This window comes from Devosia sp. Leaf64 (genome assembly GCF_001421945.1).
Taxonomy (GTDB): domain Bacteria; phylum Pseudomonadota; class Alphaproteobacteria; order Rhizobiales; family Devosiaceae; genus Devosia.
Genome location: NZ_LMLO01000002.1, coordinates 181553 through 201002, shown reverse-complemented (window position 1 = coordinate 201002; position 19450 = coordinate 181553). Strand labels below are relative to the sequence as shown.

At 59.8% G+C, this 19450-nt stretch carries 16 protein-coding genes; 5 read left to right on the top strand and 11 right to left on the bottom strand.

Going from position 1 to position 19450, the window contains the following annotated elements; genetic code table 11:
* Positions 1-2: 2 nt before the first annotated feature.
* Genes ASE94_RS01035 through ASE94_RS01025 form a run of 3 tightly spaced genes read right to left on the bottom strand, consistent with a single transcriptional unit; the run spans position 3 to position 4199 of the window.
* Entirely contained in the window at positions 3-2168 is a 2166-nt protein-coding gene (locus ASE94_RS01035; RefSeq protein ID WP_062628836.1) for an NHLP family bacteriocin export ABC transporter peptidase/permease/ATPase subunit, read from the bottom strand.
* Positions 2165-3427: an NHLP bacteriocin system secretion protein gene (locus ASE94_RS21365; RefSeq protein ID WP_062628835.1), complete on the bottom strand. Its 1263-nt coding sequence runs from the start codon at positions 3425-3427 to the stop codon at positions 2165-2167. The genes ASE94_RS01035 and ASE94_RS21365 overlap by 4 nt, the downstream gene beginning before the upstream one ends.
* 7 nt (positions 3428-3434) lie before the next feature.
* Positions 3435-4199, bottom strand: a complete 765-nt coding sequence (locus ASE94_RS01025) for an adenylate/guanylate cyclase domain-containing protein (protein WP_062628834.1) — start codon at positions 4197-4199, stop codon at positions 3435-3437.
* A 167-nt stretch (positions 4200-4366) separates the two neighbouring features.
* Here ASE94_RS01025 and ASE94_RS21550 point away from each other — a divergent pair, with 167 nt between their 5' ends.
* Positions 4367-4501, top strand: a complete 135-nt coding sequence (locus ASE94_RS21550; protein ID WP_280137158.1) for a hypothetical protein — start codon at positions 4367-4369, stop codon at positions 4499-4501.
* Positions 4502-4527: 26 nt separating this feature from the next.
* On the top strand, positions 4528-6693 hold the full coding sequence (locus ASE94_RS01020; RefSeq protein ID WP_062628833.1) for a SulP family inorganic anion transporter: 2166 nt from the start codon (positions 4528-4530) through the stop codon (positions 6691-6693).
* A gap of 10 nt (positions 6694-6703) precedes the next feature.
* Here the strand turns inward: ASE94_RS01020 and ASE94_RS01015 are convergent, their stop codons facing one another.
* The 3 genes from ASE94_RS01015 to ASE94_RS01005 all read right to left on the bottom strand — a co-directional run bounded on the left by ASE94_RS01015 (position 6704) and on the right by ASE94_RS01005 (position 11608).
* The gene (locus ASE94_RS01015) at positions 6704-7756 is read right to left on the bottom strand and encodes a sensor histidine kinase (protein ID WP_062628832.1); all 1053 of its coding nucleotides are present in this window, start codon (positions 7754-7756) and stop codon (positions 6704-6706) included.
* On the bottom strand, positions 7743-9245 hold the full coding sequence (locus tag ASE94_RS01010) for an ATPase domain-containing protein (protein WP_062628831.1): 1503 nt from the start codon (positions 9243-9245) through the stop codon (positions 7743-7745). Before ASE94_RS01010 ends, ASE94_RS01015 begins: the two co-directional genes overlap by 14 nt.
* A 137-nt stretch (positions 9246-9382) precedes the next feature.
* A complete protein-coding gene (locus ASE94_RS01005) occupies positions 9383-11608 on the bottom strand; it encodes an EAL domain-containing protein (protein ID WP_062628830.1) in 2226 nt (741 codons plus the stop codon).
* A gap of 152 nt (positions 11609-11760) precedes the next feature.
* Between ASE94_RS01005 and ASE94_RS01000 the strand changes: the two genes are divergently transcribed.
* Positions 11761-12552, top strand: coding sequence for a transporter substrate-binding domain-containing protein (locus ASE94_RS01000; RefSeq protein WP_062628829.1), 792 nt, complete (start codon positions 11761-11763; stop codon positions 12550-12552).
* 29 nt (positions 12553-12581) lie between these two features.
* Here the strand turns inward: ASE94_RS01000 and ASE94_RS00995 are convergent, their stop codons facing one another.
* Positions 12582-13559: a YafY family protein gene (locus ASE94_RS00995; RefSeq protein ID WP_062628828.1), complete on the bottom strand. Its 978-nt coding sequence runs from the start codon at positions 13557-13559 to the stop codon at positions 12582-12584.
* Positions 13560-13664: 105 nt separating this feature from the next.
* Between ASE94_RS00995 and ASE94_RS00990 the strand changes: the two genes are divergently transcribed.
* Positions 13665-14135, top strand: coding sequence for a RidA family protein (locus ASE94_RS00990; protein WP_062628827.1), 471 nt, complete (start codon positions 13665-13667; stop codon positions 14133-14135).
* Between the two features lie 61 nt (positions 14136-14196).
* On the opposite strand, the gene ASE94_RS00985 is transcribed toward ASE94_RS00990, so the two are convergent.
* From ASE94_RS00985 to ASE94_RS00975, 3 genes are read right to left on the bottom strand one after another with little or no spacing between them, the layout of a single operon-like run.
* The gene (locus tag ASE94_RS00985; RefSeq protein WP_062628826.1) at positions 14197-15198 is read right to left on the bottom strand and encodes an NADP-dependent oxidoreductase; all 1002 of its coding nucleotides are present in this window, start codon (positions 15196-15198) and stop codon (positions 14197-14199) included.
* Between the two features lie 22 nt (positions 15199-15220).
* Positions 15221-16021 (bottom strand): oxidoreductase, encoded by an 801-nt coding sequence (locus tag ASE94_RS00980; protein WP_062628825.1) that lies wholly within the window; start codon positions 16019-16021, stop codon positions 15221-15223.
* A 10-nt stretch (positions 16022-16031) separates the two neighbouring features.
* Positions 16032-16811: an SDR family oxidoreductase gene (locus ASE94_RS00975; RefSeq protein WP_062628824.1), complete on the bottom strand. Its 780-nt coding sequence runs from the start codon at positions 16809-16811 to the stop codon at positions 16032-16034.
* Positions 16812-16924: 113 nt separating this feature from the next.
* Here ASE94_RS00975 and ASE94_RS00970 point away from each other — a divergent pair, with 113 nt between their 5' ends.
* Complete coding sequence (locus tag ASE94_RS00970) at positions 16925-17479, top strand: TetR/AcrR family transcriptional regulator (protein ID WP_062628823.1); 555 nt, start codon at positions 16925-16927, stop codon at positions 17477-17479.
* Between the two features lie 587 nt (positions 17480-18066).
* On the opposite strand, the gene ASE94_RS00965 is transcribed toward ASE94_RS00970, so the two are convergent.
* Entirely contained in the window at positions 18067-19356 is a 1290-nt protein-coding gene (locus tag ASE94_RS00965; RefSeq protein WP_200913549.1) for a glycoside hydrolase family 125 protein, read from the bottom strand.
* Positions 19357-19450 lie beyond the last annotated feature (94 nt).

Here is a 19450-nt window from a genome sequence, read left to right as displayed (position 1 = left end):
GCTCAATAGCTCCCCACCAGCGCAACATACTCGCCGTTGAGCGCCATCAGCGTCTCATGATCCCCGCGCTCCACGATACGCCCAGCCTTCATGACGATGATCTCGTCGGCATCGCGAATGGTGCTGAGGCGATGCGCGATGATCAGGCACCCGCAGCCACGGCGGCGGAGATTGTCGTCGATCAGTTTTTCCGTAACCGGATCAAGCGCCGCCGTCGCCTCATCGAGAATAAGAAAACTGGGATTGCCGACCAGCGCCCGTGCAATTTCCAAGCGTTGCCGCTGACCACCGCTGAAATTTGTTCCACCCTCGTCCACCTGACAATCGATCTGCCCCTGCCGCGCGACGATATCGTCCAGCACCGCCGCATCGGCCAAGGCGCTGACGATCCGCTCATCGTCGACATTGGTATTCCAAAGCGTCAGGTTCTCGCGCACTGTGCCTTCAAAGAGGAATATCTCCTGATCGACATAGCCGAGCAGCTCGGACCGCCGCGCATGCGACAGGCGATCCGCAGGCACGCCCCCGACGACAATGTCACCGCCCCAAGGCTTTGCGAGCCCCGCAAGCAAACGCCCCACCGTACTCTTGCCGCTGCCCGATCCGCCAACCAGCGCCACACGCGCACCGGGCTTCAACACAAGCGAGAAGTCTTCGATCAGCGGCAGATCGAGCGGGCTATAGCCAAAGCTGATGGATTGAACGTCGATCTCGTCGGAAAGCGGCACGCCATCCTGTCCCGCCTCGCTATCTGTCTTGGCGCGCAGCACATCGGCCACACGTAACAGGTCGGCACGGATCATCTGCATCTGCCCGGCGAGGGATACAAGTCCCAAAACAGGCGCCCCAAAACTCGCCGCAAGGCCCTGAAACGCCACCAGCGTGCCCAGCGACATCTGGCCGTTCATCACTTGGAGACTGCCGAGCCCAAGCACCAACACGACCGTTAGCGCCTGCAAGAGAACCGGCACGGCATTGATGATCACTTCGGTGACGCCAAGTTCGGCCCGGATATTGAGAAGACGCGCCTGATGGCCGGCCCAGCGATGAAAGAACTGCTCTTCGAGATTGGAGGATTTGACCGTCTCAATGGCGCGGATCGGCCCCAGAGTCGCCGCCACCAAACGCCCGACTTCGGTGCTTTGCTTGATCGCACCCGCTAGTTGCCGCTTACCGCCCCAAGTGATGACGAAGGCATACACCAGCTGCACGGCGAACACCGCAAGCGCCAGCATCGGGCTGAAAAACACCATGATGGCGCCATAGGCCAGCACCGAGATAAGGTTGAAGGCATTGGTCGCCAACTGCCCGGAGAGAAGTTGCGCGATGCGGTCATTTGCCCCCAGCCGGCTCGCCAGTTCGCCCGGATGGCGCTGCATGAAGAACGACATCGGCAATTGCAGCATGCGCCAGAGCAATTGCGTCGCCGGCACCACGGCAATCTTGGCCTCAAGCCGCACCAATCCCCATTGCTGGATCAGCGTCATCACCCCGCGCAAGGCAATGACGATGCCGAGCGCGAGGATAAACGGCACGAACCAATCCTCCTGCCGCCCAATGAGAATATCGTCGATAAAAACGCGTGAAAAAACCGGCAGTGCGATCCCCGGCAGCACCAGAGCCAGCGACGCGACGAGGACGAACAGCAGACCAAGCTTGGAATGGCGCAGCCGGTCGAGCAGCAGCGGCAGGGCCAGCGGTTTTGCACCTTCTCGGAAGAAACCATCGTCGGGCTCGAACGCCAGAACGACGCCAGTAAACGCGTCCGACAATTCGCTTAGCGACACTGTCCGGCGGCCAGAAGCGGGATCGTTGATGAAGGCGCTTTTGCCCACGATGCCTTCAAGCACGACGAAGTGGTTGAAATTCCAATGGAGGATCGCCGGCCATCGCACCTCGTGCAATTGGCTTGCTTCCTTGCGAAATCCCTTGGCGACGAGGCCAAAGCTGCGCGCGGCCTTGAGCAGATTGCTCGCCTTGGTGCCATCGCGCGACACGCCAGCGGCGAGTCGCAAATTTTCCAGCGACACCCAGCGCCCGTGATGGGCGAGGACCATCGCCAGCGAGGCCGCGCCGCATTCGACCGCCTCGATCTGCAAAATACTCGGCGTCTTCCGCCGGCGCGGCGGCAGCTTGAACCGGTGCGCAAAGGAGACTGTTTCGCTCACGCGCCGCCCGCCTGTCGCAGGAAAGGCAGAACAAAGCTGAGCGGGCTGCGCGTTTCGACGGTCACCTTGCCGCCGCCGAGGGTTCCGGCGCTCAGGGGCGTCGTCGCGCCCGAGCCGCCCGACCATTGATAGCCGCTTGGGCTCGATGGATCGGGAATAAGCTGCACCACGACGGCAAACGGCGCGCCGCCTTGCGAAAATTTACCGACCAGAGTGGTATTCTGCGTCACCGCCAGAATGCCCTCGGGGGTCGCGGGAAACGGCGAAACCGAGACAACCTCACCGACCAGCGTGCCCCACTGCTCCTTCTTGAAGCCCTCGAGCTCCACATTGACCGTCATGCCTGTCGTGATGCGTTTGGCCTCGCCCGGCGGCACATAGAGCATGAACTGGAGCTGTCCCTCTCCGCTCGCAACGCTCGCCACTGGCCGCCCAGCCCCCGCCTGCGTCCCGAATGGCGCCTTCCATTCGACCAAAACGCCATCGACTGGACTGACGACCTTGCCGAACTGGTCATTCTGCAAGGTCAATTGGGCGACCTCCGCCTGCGCCGCAGCCAGTTGCTGTTGGGAATTACGCAAGTCGCGCTGCTCGACCGCCTGCGCCGCCAACAGATCAGCGTCGATAGTCAGAAGCCCTGCGCGGGCCGAAGCGAGATCCTGATTGGCCGACGCCAACTGCTCCCGCACCTGCTGCACCGTTGCATTAGCCGCATTACCGCTGGCCGCCAGCCGCTCCTGCGCCTCAAGCCGCGCCGCATAAGCCTCCTGCCGCTGCCCAGCGGCCGCGACTTGATCGACATAGGCCGCCCGACGCGCCTCGGCATTGCTGGCTCTGGCACTGCTGAGCCGGGCCTGTTCCCCCTCAAGAACGTTGAGCGCATCCGAGAGCGCCACAACACGCTCGCGCGCCGCTGCAAGCTGCAGCACCACTTCGGGCTGTTCGATCTCCGCAAGCACAGCGCCGCGCGGCACGTGCTGGCCAATCGAATAGCCTGCCGTACTCAACGTCCCCGAGGCGAGGCTGACGGCATCGACCACCTGCCCGCCACCGGAAAACAGCATGCCCTGACCCTCGATGCGCGTCGGAATCGCGCCGAGGATCGCCCAGGCCACAAAAGTCGCGGCCAACAACAGAATCCCGATCAACCCCGCCCAGGCGCCAGTGCTTGAAATCGAGATCATCTCGTCCAATTGCTCGGGCGAAGAAAGACGATCCAGCGCCTCCTTGCGGTAAAGACTATCGCCCGACTGGCTCATGTGATGCTCATTTCGATTGCGCCGTGAATGTGCCGTCCCACCCGTCTGGAACCGGACCCTCGATCAGTACGGCGAGGCGTTCGGCATAGAGATCGTAGAGCTTTTCGAGCCCGGCCCGTCCATGGCTGCGCGCGCGAGCAAGGCTATCGACGGCCGCTCCAAATCGCCCCCCGGCGTAATCAGACCAGAAGGCCTCGTGGTCTAGCCGGTGCGCCTTGAAGGCATCGGTAGCGGAGAGATCGGCATCCCCCAGCAGCGCATAAAGCGCCACAGGTTCGGTGCGGCCGACGACGCGCACGCGATCTGCTTCGAGAAAGGCGAGATCGGTCGCCTCTTTGTGCGTGTGTTCCGTCACGGCAATCGAGAGACCATAAAATTTGGTGAGGCTTTCGACGCGCGAGGCCAGGTTCACGCTGTCGCCAATCGCCGAATAGGAAAATCTCTGGTTTGATCCGAGATTACCAACGCAAGCTGGCCCGGTATTGAGCCCAATGCCGATGCGAATATCGCTGCCAGTTTCACGGTTGAGCCGTTCGACTGCGCCAACCATGTCGAGCGCGGCAAGGCACGCCTTGCGCGGATGCGCCGCAATATCGAGTGGCGCCTTCCAAAACGCCATGATCGCATCGCCAATATATTTGTCGATCGTCGCCTCGCGCTTGAACAGCACATCGGTCATCGGCGTCAGGAAAGAGTTGAGGAGCGCTGTCAGCGCCTTGGGATCGAGCTTTTCAGACATCGCGGTAAAGCCGCGAATATCGGAGAACAGCACATCTCCTCAAACCTCCGATATGCTTATCGGTCCCCGAAAACCTGTGCGACGGCCATAGCGCAATATTCCGTCCCGCGATGTCTCGCTTTTGTCCCACTCCCAAGACAACCCCTTGCCCACACCAGCAAAGCGCTTGTTAGATCAGCGCCAAAGATGGAGATTGCACGTTGAAGAAGACCAAGGATATTAAACCCAAGACGAGCAAGGACGATCTGCCCCACGCCTCGCTCGACAAGGTCGCCGGCGGCGGCAACCAACCGACTGCAACGATCGAGTCGACTGGCAGCATCAAGACCCTTTAGTCCACCGGGCTGCGGCCTGACCTTGGATGAACACCATTTCCAATCCAACCACTTCGTCCGCCGCACCCGTTTCACTGCGCAGCGAACTCGTTGCGGGTGTTACCCTTTCGGTCATTGCGCTCCCAAGCTCGATGGCCGCTGGGGTCGTCGCCTATCAGGCGCTGGGTCCTGAAATGGCCGCCGCTGGCTCTATTGCCGGTCTTGCAGGCGCCGTCTTTGCCGGCCTTGTCGGTGCCTTGGCCCGCACGCCGAGCCCGGTCCCGACCACGCCCGGCGTCATGGTGGCGCTGTTGCAGGCCAATTTCGCCACAACCATGCTGGCGACCACCGGCAATCTCAATGCCACCATTGCCGCCATGGCGATCTGCGTGGCGCTGGCGGGTCTCTGGCAGGTGCTGTTTGGGCTGGCGGGGCTCGGCAATGTCGTGCGCTACGTGCCCCACCCGGTTCTTGCCGGCTTTGGTCTTGGCGTCTCGCTCCTGCTCTTTATCGGCCAGATGCCCATGCTCTTTGGCCGCACCTCGTTCGGAGCTTTGGTCACCACGCCCTTCGGCGCGTCCGAGCTGGCCATGCCGCTGATCGGCCTCGTCCTGATCGCCGGCATGCTGCTTCTCGTCCGGCGCTTTCCGCGCCTGCCGGTGCCGCTGATCGGTCTTTTCGCAGCCATCGTATTTTACCATGGCCTCCACCTGGTTTTCCCCGGCATTGCGCTGGGCCGAACCGCCAGCGGTGATACCCTTGGGGAACTCGCCGGGATTGTCGGCGCGGCTCTTGGCAGCTTCGCAACGCTCCCTCGCGAAATGATCCAGCCGATCATTCTCAATTCCGTCGCTGTCGCCGCCATTGGCATTTTCGATACGCTGCTCACGGTCCGCGCCAGCAAGGGCTATATCGAGACCGATGCCACCCCGCGCCGCGAACTAGCGGGACTGGGCCTTGCCAATATGGCCGCCAGTGTGTCCGGTGCCGCGGCGATGACAACGTCGCTCTCTGTCGCCGTCCCCGCCTATCTTGCCGGTGGACGCACCACGCTGACGCGCATCGTCGGGTGTTTCGCGCTCCTCGCCATTGCCCTCATCCCCGGCTTTATCGGCTCTATGCCGCTGCTGGGCTTGACGGCGCTGACCCTTTTCTTCGTCGTACGCTCGATCAACTGGTCGGTCATCGACATGGTGCGCGACGCCATTCGTCCGCAATATCCGAGCCTCCGCGGCCGCGCTTGGCGCGATCTGTCCATCCTTCTCGCCGTCATGCTCGGCATTCTGCTCGTCCACCCCACGATGGGCGTGCTGATCGGCGTTGTCCTCTCCTGCCTCCTGTTCATCACCGATATGGCGCGGCCGATGATTGTCGCGCGCACCACCGGCGCAACCCTCCTCTCCCGCCGTGGCCGTTCGGCGCATGACATGGACCTCTTGCGCCAGAAAGGCGAACGCACGCTGGTACTCCGTCTTCAGGGCGTGCTGTTCTTCGGCAATTGCGATGATCTCGATACCGAACTGCGCCGGCTCGAACCAGAGTTCGACACCGCCATCCTCGATATGCGCCGGGTGACCGATATCGACGCCACCGGCAACAAGCTTCTCAACGACATGCGGGCCCGCCTTGCCAAGAACGGGCGCAACCTCTGCATTGCCGGACTTACGCCAGAACTAGCACTCTTCATTGGCCTGGCCATCGAGACCCTGCCCGACCTTGATGCGGCCCTTGAGCGGTTCGAGGAAAAGTCGCTCGGCGAGCATCTCAATGCGCCGCATGCGCAGGACGACCTTGAATTCCTCCAATCCCTGTCCATCGACCGCCGCAAGATTTTCACGGCGGCGGTAGAGCATCGCGCCTATGCCCCTGGCGATATCCTTTGCCGAATGGGCGATGCGGGTGACGGCATGTGGATCATTCTCTCGGGCAGCATCAGCGTCCGCATTCCCGCAACCAGCGGCGCGCTGCGCGTCGCCGGCATCGCTGCGGGAGCCCCAGCTGGCGAACTTGCCCTCCTCGAAGGCAATCCACGCTCCGCCGATCTCCTTGCGGACGGTTCGCTGCAAACCCTTTATCTCAGCAAATCAGCCTTCGAGACGCTCTCGGACGAGGCGCCCGATATCGGCCAGGCCATCATCACCTGGATCGCCATCATCACGGCCCAACGCCTCCGCTCCTCCTCCGAGGCCCTGCGTTTCGCCGCGTCGGAATAGCCGGTGGATGTCAGTCGGTTGGGGTAACGGACTGGGCAAGGCCTGCCAGATCGCCGGTGAAAGCCAGTCGAAAACCCTCTTCTGCGTAACTGATCTCGGATTGGCCCAGGCCTCCGAGGGTCGCGCGGATCAATCGGCTACCAAAGCCCTTGCGCGCCGGGGCTGAAACCGGCGGTCCACCACTCTCCCGCCAATCGAATTTCAATTGGTCGCCATTCGGGCCAGGCTGGATTTCCCACATGACGTCAACCTGGCCGGACTGGTCTGAAGACAGCGCGCCATATTTGATCGAGTTCGTCGCCAGTTCGTGGATGACGAGGGCGAATGACAATGCGGCCTGTGGCGAGAAGTGAATTTCTGGGCCTTTAATGACGAAATTTCGACTATGGACAGAGAGCGTCTGCCGCACCAGTTCGCCGAATTCGGCCTCCTGGAAATCGGTGCTGAACAGCAGGTCATGCGTTCGTGCCAGGGCCGAAAAACGCTCGACGATCTGTTCCTGAACATCGGCCATTTCAGGATGGGGCCGCATAGTCTGCCCAACGATGGATTGAAGCATGGCGATGGTGTTCTTTACCCGGTGTGCCAGTTCGCGCGTCAACAGGCGCTGCTGTTGTGCCCGGCGCTCTAGTTCATCAAGATGAGACTTGGTAACGAACTGACGACGCCGTCCGGCCAATGCCCAGCGGACCGCGCTCAATAGCGCAGTCGAACTCATGGGACGCTCGAGCACCATGACATTGGCGACTTCAGGCGGGAACAAGCGATAGACCGCTTCGGTCTGAACGGCAGAGCGCTTCTGGCTGATTAGCAGGATGAAGGGATAAGACGACCATGTCGGCTGATTGTGGACAGCCTTGAGGAGGGCCGACCAATCCGCCTGCACCAGCGCCTCTTCGCTCATCAGCACCGCGCCGAGGCTTTCGCCGAAATGCCCCACCAGATCGGCCAGCGACGACGCGGTATCCGTGTCGAAATGCTCGCCCCGCAGCAACCCAACTATGCTGGCTGAATCCTTCGCATATGGCGCATAAACGACGACCTTGCCGTCACTGGCTATCATTGGGGCGGCTTTCCATAAGCGGGCCGCGATCACCGACATATTCCGGAGTACCAGTCAGGACGCCCCTGAAGGCAACCAAGGGATCGCCCATACGAATGCCGTGACTGTCGAACTTTATTTCTCTGATTGCATCCTCATGTGCGCCGGCTCGGTTTTTGAGCACTGACATAGCTTTGCGAAGACGGCCCTCGGCTTCGAAAAACCGGAACAGGAACACGACGTCCGCAATGTATGAAATGTTGAGCGCGCCAGAGTGCATCGTACCAACCAATCCCTGCTGCGGATTGATCAGTAGGGTCAGCACACCTTGCTGGTTCAGATAGGAGAGCAGCTCATGCATCTGCAAAATGAGCTGCTTTTCTTCAGGCATCGATGACAGATAACCATTGAGACTATCGAGCACGATGACCTTGACCTGACGCTCTTCTACTTCCTTACGCACCATCCAGGCAAACTGCCCCGGCGTCACGTCGGCAGGGTCCATCTGGATGAGCTTGAGGCAGCCAGCCTCCATTGGCCCATCGGGATCCTGCCCCAAAGAGCGGGAGCGGGCAATCAGGGTGCCGATACGCTCATCGAACTGATAAACGGTGGCATTTTCGCCCCGCCGGCAGGCTTCGAGGGCATAGGAGAAGGCGACCGAGCTTTTGCCCGTACCGGGGGGACCCGTCATGATGGCGCAAGTGCCGCGCATCGGTCCGCCATTGAGCAATGCATCGAGTTCTGGAATGCCGCTCGGCACTGGATCGCCGACAAATGGCGTATGAAAGTCCGAAGCGATGAGCCGCGGATAAACTTTAAGTCCGCTCCGCAGGATTTGGACATCATGATATCCAGCCGAAAAACTGACGCCGCGCAGTTTCTGGATCTGGATCGTGCGGCGGGCAGCGCCGAATTCCAGCGTATTGCGCTCGAGCGTGATGACACCATGGGCGATCGAATGGAGGTGAGCGTCACGCTCGCCATGTTCGCCGGTCAGATCGTCGACGAGGATCACCGTAATATTGCGGCCTGCAAAATACTGTTTCAGGGCTAGTACCTGCCGACGATAACGCAGCGGATCCTGAGACAGGAGACGCAATTCGGACAGGCTATCGAAGACCAAGCGCCGCGGCTGCACCTCTTCGACCCGCTTGATGATCAGGTCGACCGTCGCACTCAGTTCGATTTCCCAGGGGTGAATGATGGTCTGGCCACGACCATCGCCCAACACTTCCTCTGCCGAGGACAGTTCGAAAATGTCGATGCCGTCCAGCGTCCAGTCATGCGAGGCGACGACGGCGGCCAATTCTTCGTGGGTTTCGGAAAGCGTGATGTAGAGGCATCTTTCGCCCTGCCGCACACCCTCCATCAAGAATTTCAGACCCAGCGTGGTTTTGCCCGAACCGGGCGCTCCTTCGAGAAGGTAGAGGCGCGATGGCGTCAGGCCCCCATTCAGTACGATATCGAGGCCTTCGTTTCCGGTGGAAATTCGGGGGTCAGCGGTCATCTATTCGTCCATCGGAAATCATCAGCGCTTGTCAGATGTAAGCTTATTCACCCACTGCCTGCGAGCGTAATAACGCAGATAGAATGATCAAGTTTCTTAAGGCGAATGATGACGCAATTCCCGAAACGGCGTTTAACTTAAGCGATTGACAGGCCGCTTGACCGCAAATCCGTAGCCGCCTCATCGACAACACCCATATCGGGGTTGGGGACGGGCTTTGAAAGCAAAAATCCCTGAAGATCGTTGCAACCTGCAGCCACGAGAAAATCGCGTTGACCTTCGGTTTCAACGCCTTCCGCCGTCGTCGATAAATTAAGGCTATGGCTAAGTGCAACGATTGCCGACACAACCGCGGCGCCATCAGCGCGACTGCCAAGCAGCTTGACGAAAGACCGGTCGATCTTGATGCGATCGATACCGAAGCGGACGAGGTGGCTGAGCGAGGAATAGCCAGTGCCAAAATCATCAAGCGCTATTTTGATGCCTGCATTGCGGAGGCGCGCCAATGTATCAGATACCACTGCCTCGTCGGCATCGAGCAGTGCGGTTTCAGTCAGTTCGAGTTCCAGACGCTCAGCGGCAAGCCCGGTTTGTTCCAGCACCTTCACCACGGCGTCGACATAGTCGGGACGGCGAAGCTGAAGGGGCGACACGTTGACCGAGACGAATTGCGTGCTGTCCCACCCTGTCGCCGCGGCGCAGGCTCTTTCGAGCACCACCATGCCAAGCTCATGGATCATGCCGCTGTCTTCAGCGAGCGTGATGAACTTATCGGGCGTGAGGAGACCATGCGTTTCGTGGCGCCAGCGCACCAGAGCCTCGGCGCCCGAAACTGCATGGCCCGGCGCGGTGCAGTGGATGGTCTGGAAAAAGACCTCAAGGCCGAATTCGGACTGAGGATCTGTTCCACCAGTGCTCAACAATGTCTGCAGCTCGGACTTCAACTCAGCGCGCATTTGCGCCGAGCTATCAAGCCGTGCCGAATATTCGACGCAACGGTTGCGGCCGGTACTCTTGGCTTCATAAAGCGCGATATCGGCCAGGTGCAGCACTTCGCTGGTCGTCTGGCGTGCACTCGTCAGGCTCGTGGCGCCAATCGAGCAGCCAATGGTGGCCGTCACCTTGCCATCGAGCAGCGGAAAGGGCGCATTGAGCGAGGTGATGATCCGCTGAAAGAGTTCGAGATGCGATCGATCTGTCTTGGCGCGGTCAGGCAATAGCAGGGCAAATTCATCGCCACCGAGGCGGGCGAGGGTATCATTGGGCCCAAGCAGGGCACGGATATGATCGGCGACCGCGGTCAGCAATTCATCGCCCGCGCCATGTCCGAACGTGTCGTTGACGGCCTTGAACTTGTCGAGGTCGATCAGCGCCACGACCGAGCGCGTAACATTGAGGCGCTGATCTTCGAGACAATCAGTGAGACGACGGCCAAATAAAATTCGATTGGGCAAGTCAGTGAGGGCGTCATGGAGCGATTGGCGCCGGGCCTTTTGTTCGCTGTCGGTCAGTTCCGACATCGACTTCTTGAGCAACAACATCAGCATGGCCAGAAGCGAGGCAATGATGAGCGCGGAAGCGGCGAGGGCCGGGAGAAGCCGGCTGACGACGCGCGAGCCCGGCAAGTCCGGCGTCCAGATGATAAAGCCGATCGGCTCGCCCGTGCTTGTGGCACGAATTTCGAAAGTGACTTCTTCGATATCCGGGTCAGCAGCGCGCGCGAAACGGGCGCCGTTGAGGCCCTGTTCGCGGCTGAAAGCATCGAGTGCCGGACCATCGATATAGCGATAGGCAATCAGATATAGTCGATTGGTCGGCGCGACGGGCTGCGATCCAAGCGTAATCGCCTTGATGCCGGCAATAGACGGGCGGCCTTCAAGGCGCATCAGTTCGACAACTGGCAGCGGCTCATCCTGCTGCCGCAGCCTTGTCAGCAGCGGAAGCAGCAGCGGCTTCGCCCAGTCATATCGCGACGCGATTTCCGCATCGGTCTCAAGGGCAAGCTTGCCGTCGCCGTCGATAACAAAGACCTGATCGTATCCGAAGATCGACTTGATGAGGTGGCTGAACCCCTTGCCGTCCTGCGGGCTGACATTGGTTTCGTCGACAGTGGAAATCGAGCTGGCATAGCCCTCGGCCATCAAGTCGAGTTCGTGGGCAACGCGTTCGATTTGTGTCGAAAGCCGCGTGTTTGAAAGTTCGCGCTGTCGATCGAGCGCAGCAAGGTCGCTTTCTCGGCTAGCCCAGATAGCCGAAGCCAGCACGAGCCCAATGGTCACCACACCGCCAATGGCGATCAGGGTGAGGAGCGCGCCGGACGAGGTCCATTTGAGGGCGGGACGAAGCAAGGGAAGGCCAATCATGCCGAGTACGCCTAAAGGCTCTACTCAAACAATTACGATTGTCTTGTCATAAAGGCCCACAAATGGGCCGATGACGTAAGTTGTGATTGTAGATTTTGTGTTTTGCTGATGGGCGAAGAGCGCGTGCATGCGCCAGCGCTAGGGAGACGGCAATGAACGGGCAGAGCGGAACGACGCATTGGGCATTGGGCATTCTTGCAGCGGTCGGCATTTTTGCTGCACCCCCTTTGGTCCTCGCCCAGGACAACCCCATCCGCATCGCCATCGAGGGACAGTTCCCGCCCTTCAATTATCTCGACACCAGTGGCGAGCTCCAAGGGTTCGACGTCGAGATCGCCGATGCCCTTTGCGCGGCGATGAAGGCTGAGTGCGAATATGTCACGCAGGACTGGGACGAGATGATCCCCGGCCTTCTCGACGACAAATATGATGCCATCATCTCCTCCATGTCGATGAGCGACGAACGCCGCGCGGTCGCCGATTTCACCGAGCGCTACTACGACAGCCCGTCCATCTTCATCACCAACAAGCAATCCGACCTCGAGGCTTTCGCGCCGGATGATCTCGCCGGCAAAAGCATCGGCGTGAGCCTTGCGACCTCTCAAGAGGCCTATGCCAAGAGCCTTTATGGCCGCTCGGACATCAAGGTCTATGGCACGTCGCCGGAGCTCTACGACGGACTTGCCAAGGGCGAGGTCGATGTCGTCTTCGAAGACAAACTCGCTGCCTATGATTGGCTGACCAATACCAAGACCGGACAATGCTGCGAATTCCGCAGTGAAGACATCAAGGATGCCGCCTTTTTCGGCGATGGCGCAGGCATCGCGGTACGCAAGGAAGAGCAGGCCCTGAAAACCGCACTCAATGCCGCGCTGGCCACGATTACCGAAGACGGTACCTACAACATGATCAACGCCAAATATTTTCCGTTCAGCATCCGATAGCCAGGACAATGGGCGGCTTCCGGCGGTCGCTATCCCTCCGGCTTCGCTGACGACCGATACATCTTCGCCAACGAAGCAATGATTTCGGTCATCTTGGCTCTCAGTTCCGGAGGCTCAAGCACTTCAGCATGAGTGCCGAAGCGGAGCATTTCGGCAGCGGCGTGGTCGAGCGAGCCGACAGCGATGGTCACCTGCCTCCAGCCATCTCTGTCGGGCTCCGGCGAAATCACGGCCCCGCTGCGGATATAGGGCGGCAATAGGTCATCGAGCATTGCGAGACCGGCCGGCGATACGCGGATGGTCGCTTTATTGGGATGCAGGTCAACTTCGTAGCGACGAATGCTTTCGGCCCAGTGGTCTGCCAGATCAAAACTCTTGGGATAGTCGCAGGTCTTTTCAAGCAACGTGACGTCGCTCATGCGGGCAATCCGAAAGGTCTTGGTTTCGCCCTTCACACCGGCAACGAGATACCAAGCCCCACCTTTGAGCACGATACCGAGTGGGTCGACTTGTCGTTCACCTAAGGCGGTCCGGCTTGCATAGCGAAAGCGCAGTGCCCGCTCGCTCCAGACGGCAGCAGCCACTGTAGGAAGCTGGGCCAATGTCTCGGGTTCTGCAAACCAGGCCGGCGCATCGAAATGAAAGCGGGACCGCGCCGCACCCGACCGCATCTCTTCGGGCAAGGCCGCCAACACTTTGTTCCGCGCGCTTGCCGCCGCCGATCCCATCCCTAAATCTGCGGCTTGCTGTGTCAGGCCCCCGAGAAACAGCACCTGCGCTTCGCTTGACGACACGCCATTGAGGCGCACGCGATAGCCGTCGAGCAGGCGATATCCACCACTGCTGCCCTGCACGCTATAAATCGGCACCCCTGAGGCGCTGAGTGCATCCACGTCCCGGTAGATGGTCCGAACCGAAACCTCGCACTCGTCCGCGAGGGCCTGGGCGGTAACCTGCCCTTTGGCCTGGAGTGTAGTGAGGATCGAGAGGAGCCGACTTGCACGCATAAAGTCGAAATGGCTCCAACCAACCTGACAGCAGATGACAGGTATGGTCGCCTATTCTCCTCCCATCAGCAACTCGAAACGCCTCACGTCAAAGGACCACCGGTCATGCCTCGGGCGATCAAGACGCTACTCATAAAGGGAATGATCATCATGCAATTTTCCGCTGCCGCTGCCGCGCAGGACCTCACCATCATCAATCCTCCGAACCTGGGCGATCCGACCGCCAATGGGTACAGCACTGCGGTTGTAGTGCCGGCCAATGCGCGCATCGCCTATATCTCCGGCCAAGGCGGCCAGGATCAGACCGGCGCTCTCTCGCCCGATTTCGGCACGCAAGTGGCTCAAGCCTATGCCAATCTCGGCGTGGCTATCGAAGGCATCGGCGCCAAGCCTGAGCAGGTGGCTAAACTGACCGTCTATGTCGTGGACCATGACATGTACAAGCTCGGCGTGCTCACCCAGAACGTCATCGCCCTGTTCGGCGACAAGCTTCCGGCCCAGACCCTCGTCCCCGTTCCCAAGCTCGCCATCGACACCATGCTCTTCGAAGTTGAGGCCATCGTCGTGTTCCGGTAAAACCAGCACGGCGTGGATCTACCGGTTGTCAGGTATCGCCGAGACAACGGGTGCACTGGCCTTATCGGAGAGTAACGACCACCTTGCCCTTGGCCCGGCCGGTTTCGAGATAGGCCATGGCTTCATTCAGCGCCTCGAAAGCAAACACCTTATCGATAACGGGACGAATAGCGCCGGCCTCGATGAGTTTGGTGATCTGTTCGAGCTGCGCTCCGCTGCCGTTCATAAAAAGAAACGTATAGCGGATGCCGGCCTGCTGGGCCTTTTTGCGAATGCCTCTGCTGAGCAGTCGAAATACCAATCCGATGATCGGATTGAGTTTCTTCTGCTTGGCGAAAGCGGGATCGGGCGGACCGGAAATGGAAACGGCGACACCACCCCTGCGGAGAACGCGCAAGGACTTTTCCAGCGTTTTCGTATCCTGACTGTTGAGCACCACGTCGTAGCCCAAGAGCTCCTTCTCGAAGTCCTGCTGGCGATAATCGATCACCACATCGGCGCCAAGGTTCCGCACAAGCTCACCATTGGCAGCGCTCGTCGTCGTGGCGACCTTGGCGCCAAGATGCTTGGCGAGTTGGATGGCGAACGTACCGACCCCGCCAGATCCGGCCTGGATAAAGACCTTCTGGCCAGATCTGAGGTTTGCCCGATCGACCAATGCCTGCCAGGCGGTCAAGCCTACGAGTGGAACCGAGGCGGCCTCGGCAAAGCTCAGGGTCTTGGGCTTGAGCGCCAGGTCTTTCTGGTCGATGGCAATACGTTCTGCAAAAGTGCCGATGCGGCCATCGCTCGGCCGCGAATAGACCTCGTCACCGACGTTGAATTTTCGCACTTGGGCGCCAACCCGAAGGACGGTGCCCGCCACATCATGGCCGGCGATAAAGGGCGGCCTGTAGGGTAGAATGGGCTTAAATTCACCGTCGCGGATCTTGGAGTCGAGGAGGTTAAGGCTGACGGCATGAACCTGCACCAGCACATCGTTGGGCCCAACGTCTGGCTCTGGTGCCTCCCTTAGACGGAGGAGCGAGCCCTTTTTGTAGGCATCGACAAAATAGGCGTACATGGCATGGATGTCCTGTCTGGAATTACGCGGGAAGGCGCAATTGCTGGCGCAGGGCTTTGTCGAAGATTTTTGCAGGCATCAGCCGCCGCAGGAGGCTGATCTGTCCGGCAACTTTACCGACGGTGTAGCGACGCTTCTGATCCTTGTCCGTCGCCGCTTTCAGCACTGCCTCAGCCACCATTTCAGGTGTATCCGCCGTGGGCATGACATCCTGAACGAAGCCAAGAACTCTCGAACGTGCCTCGTCATATTCCGGCAGCTTCCTGTCCGGCTCGAGCGAGTTTTGGTCGAATGGGCTGCGCACGTAAGCGGGTTCGATCAGGGAGACCCGGACGTTGAAGGCGCGGATTTCATGGTCGAGCGATTCCGAATAACCCTCCAATGCATGCTTGGTCGCCGCATAGTGGGCCGAATAAGGCGCAGGCGCGAAGCCGAGACCTGAACTGACATTGATGATCCGGCCTTGTCTCTGCCTACGCATGGTTGGCAGCACCGCGTTGGTCATCCGCAGAACGCCAAAGAGGTTCACGTCGAAGAGCGCCTGAACTTGGCTGATAGAAGACTCCTCCGCCCCACCGAGGAGGCCGACGCCGGCATTGTTCACCACGACATCGATCCGGCCTGCGCGCTCAAGGACGGTGTCTACCAGAGCCTTTACGGAAGCATCGTCGGTTACATCGCAGGTGAGCATCTCTAATCCGGCAGGCGAAATCCCACCCGTCTTCCGACTAGTACCGAAGACCGTGAAACCCGCTTTCGCAAGCGCTTCAGCGGTGGCTCGGCCGATGCCGGATGAAGCTCCGGTCACTATTACCGTTTTCATGGGCGTACCCTCACTTTTGCAAACGATAGCGTTCGGCCGGCTTTGTGCCGCCGAGACCGCCCAAGAGTCCATGACGGGCGCTTTCTAGATTCTGCCACAGTGCCTCGTCGCCAAGCGGCGGAATGGTCACGAGCTCTTTGCGATCGAGGCCAACCAGTGCCGCATCGACGAGATCATCGACCTCCATCAGGTTGGGCAGTGTGTTTGCGTCCACCCCGCTCCGCTCCCAGATCGCCGTGCGTGTCGCTGCGGGCACCACGGCCTGCACGTGAACACCCTCGGACCCAAGCTCGGTGGCAAGAGATTGCGAGAGGGTCAAGATATAAGACTTGGTCGCAGCATAGATTCCCGAAAAGTGCTCGGGCATGAAGCCGACGACGGAACCGATATTGATGATCGTCCCCGTACCCCGCCGGGCCATCCCGCTTGCCGCTGCCGCTGCCAAAAGAGTTGGCACGGTCACATTGAGCGTCACCAGCTTTTCAAGATCGACAGGCTTCGTTTCAGCGATAGTGCCGGCAATATTGTCGCCGGCATTGTTGACCAACACATCGATGGGCGATCCGTCCCGTAGCCGGTTCTCGACCGTCTGCCGCTGTGTGGCATTGATAAGGTCAGCGGTGAGGAATTCTACTTTGACGCCATATGCCGCGCGTAACTCTGCGGCTAGGTCTTCGAGCTTCTGAGTGGTGCGCGCGACAAGAACCAGATCGTGGCCGCGACTGGCAAACCTCCGCGCGTATACCGCGCCGATGCCGCTTGAGGCGCCAGTGATAAGTGCAGTGGACATAGTTATACCTGCTGGAAATTGACCCGAGTGTCGCAATCAAGATGTTGTCCATCATCTTGATTGTCAAGATGATGGTGATCATCTAAAACATCGAAACACAGGAGTGGCCGGTCATGGGAACAAGTCAGCAACAGAAGGCGACGAGCCGCGCCGCCATTGTCACTGCAGCAGCAGAACTGTTTCGCGAACGCGGGCTGGAAGGGGTCAGCGTCGCCGAGATCATGGACGCGGCTGGCCTCACCCATGGCGGCTTTCCGCGGCATTTCCCGAACAAGCAGGCGCTCGTTGCCGAAGCGCTCGCCTTGGCGTTGGAAGGCTCTGGAAAGTCGCGCCTGATTTCGGCCGATTGCGTAGATGCCTTTGCAGACGACTATCTGACCAAGCTCCATCGCGATAATCCGGGCAAGGGATGTGTTTTTGCAGCTCTCGGTTCTGAAGTCGCCCGCGCCGACCCGCAGGCCCGCAGCGTCATGAGTAACGCCATCCACCGGCAGATCGAGGAATTCACGGTGTCTCGCGAAGACGGCGAAAACGAGTTGAATGCCGAGGCACTCGGGAAATGGGCCACCATGATCGGCGCCCTAGTTCTGGCCCGCATCTCTGATTCCGAAGCTGTTTCAGAGCAGATCCTGACGGCGACCAGAACCTACATCGGCGTTTCGAAATAGTCTTGCGACGCCCTTTGGGCGTCGCGTCCCAGATCCTCAAAGACTGTAAAAGACCTTCTCGGGCGCGTTCCAGAGAGTGGCATATAGATGCCGCCCGAAGGGCCGTAAATCGGATCGGTCGGCGCGCTATCGGCCGTCGCCCAGCCTTTGGTCTAGGAGTAAGTCCCCGCGACAACGCAAGGCAATTGATCCGATGACGCCGCTATTTTGCCACGAGGGCACATCGCGACTCCAAGACTGTTTTTGGGAAGCTCGTGCGGGTCAGTCTGAGACAACCCTCCAACGCCCCCAGATACACTACCTCCTGTTCAGGTGCGGGGACTCCGCTTTTCTAATCCCCTCTGCTATCGCAGCTCGCCCGGGGCCATCCGCGGCGTACGACCGAAAGTGCGCTGTGGGAACTATAGCCAATCTCTTCGGCCATGCCGGCGACCGGCAGCATCGTCGTCAAGCCAACAGCGCAGGATTAGAGGGACGCGGACGGTTCATTAAAAGCCGGTCAAACCCTGCGTAAAGAGCAGCAAAGTTTCAATTCCCGCCCTCTTGCGATCTGTTGCGCTGTTTATCCGCCAGTACCGTTGTACTTCCTAACGGACAGCGGAACGGCGATAGCTGCGTAGGCCGGCAACGTCCAGTGCGAGTTCGCAAAACATGGCATTGGCCCAGGAGAACCATGGTCGCGTGAATGTTGTGGGATCATCGACATGGAAGGATTCGTGCATAAGGCCAGTGCCCCCATCGGTTGCGAGCAGCAGGTCTAGCAAGCCACGCTTTTCAGCGGGGCTGTCGCAGGTCAGCCCCTGTACGGCGAGGGCAATGGGCCACACTTGGTCGGGTGGCGTATGCGGGCTGCCGATCCCAGACGCAGCCTTCCCGGCATAGAAATACGGGTTGGCCTTGCTAAGGATGCGGGAGCGGGTCGCCAGATAGATTGGGTCAGTTGCGGTGCACCAACCCAGCATGGGCAGCGAGAGTAGGCTCGGCACATTGGCGTCGTCGGCCAGTAGACTATTGCCAAGACCGTCGACTTCGTAGGCATAGACCAGGTCTTTGCCATCGGCCTCCACCAGTCCGAAACGCTCGATGCCCTTCTCGATTTCCTCCCGGAGGAGGTCGGCGTCCCGCCCAAGGTTGTCGTTTCCAAAAACTGTGACAGCCACTTCTGCAATGTCGCGCAGCGCGACTACAGCAAAGGCGTTGCCGGGAATATTGTAGCCGTAGACACAGGCATCGTCGCTCGGCCTGAAGCCCGCCCAGGTCATTCCGGTATGGCCCGTGATCGGCCCTAAACCTTCGCGCGTCAACGTATCACTCTGCGGACAGTCCACACGCTCGAAGCGATAGGTCGAATTGCGCTCGTGGTCTTGCTCTGTCCGCCATGTTTGGATGACGACCTTCGCTACCGCCTCGAAGCTTTTTAGATGGTCGGTTCTGCCCGTTGTCGCCCACAGGTCGTAGGCCAATTGGATCGTATAGGCGAGCGAGTCGATTTCGTATTTGCGCTCCCACACCCAAGGCGACTGGGGAAAGACGTCCTTATGCCCTGCAGCATTATCGGTGGCGTTGAAGGCATTGGCATAAGGATCGAGCAGAACATAGTCGAGCTGGCGACTGGATACGGCGGCAATGAGATCGGCCAGCCCGGCATCCTGATGCGCAAAATGCAGGAATGGCGCCAGCTGTGCCGTGGAATCCCGGAGCCACATTGCCGGAATATCGCCCGTTATGACGAACGCCGTCCCGTCGGGCAGATGCGTGACGGTCTTTGTCAGCATATCGACCAGGCAGCGCTCGACGGTTTCGCCCACCTGTGCGCCCAGCGTCTCCCCGACCTGGTTCGAGATTTTCTGAACGATTGGGTAAACTGACTCCCCCATCACGGCCGTCTCCATCTATTGGCGCTACTCACGCACTTCTAATTATCTCATGGCTTCAGATTCGGAGCCTAACCAGAGCGCAGCACATCGACAA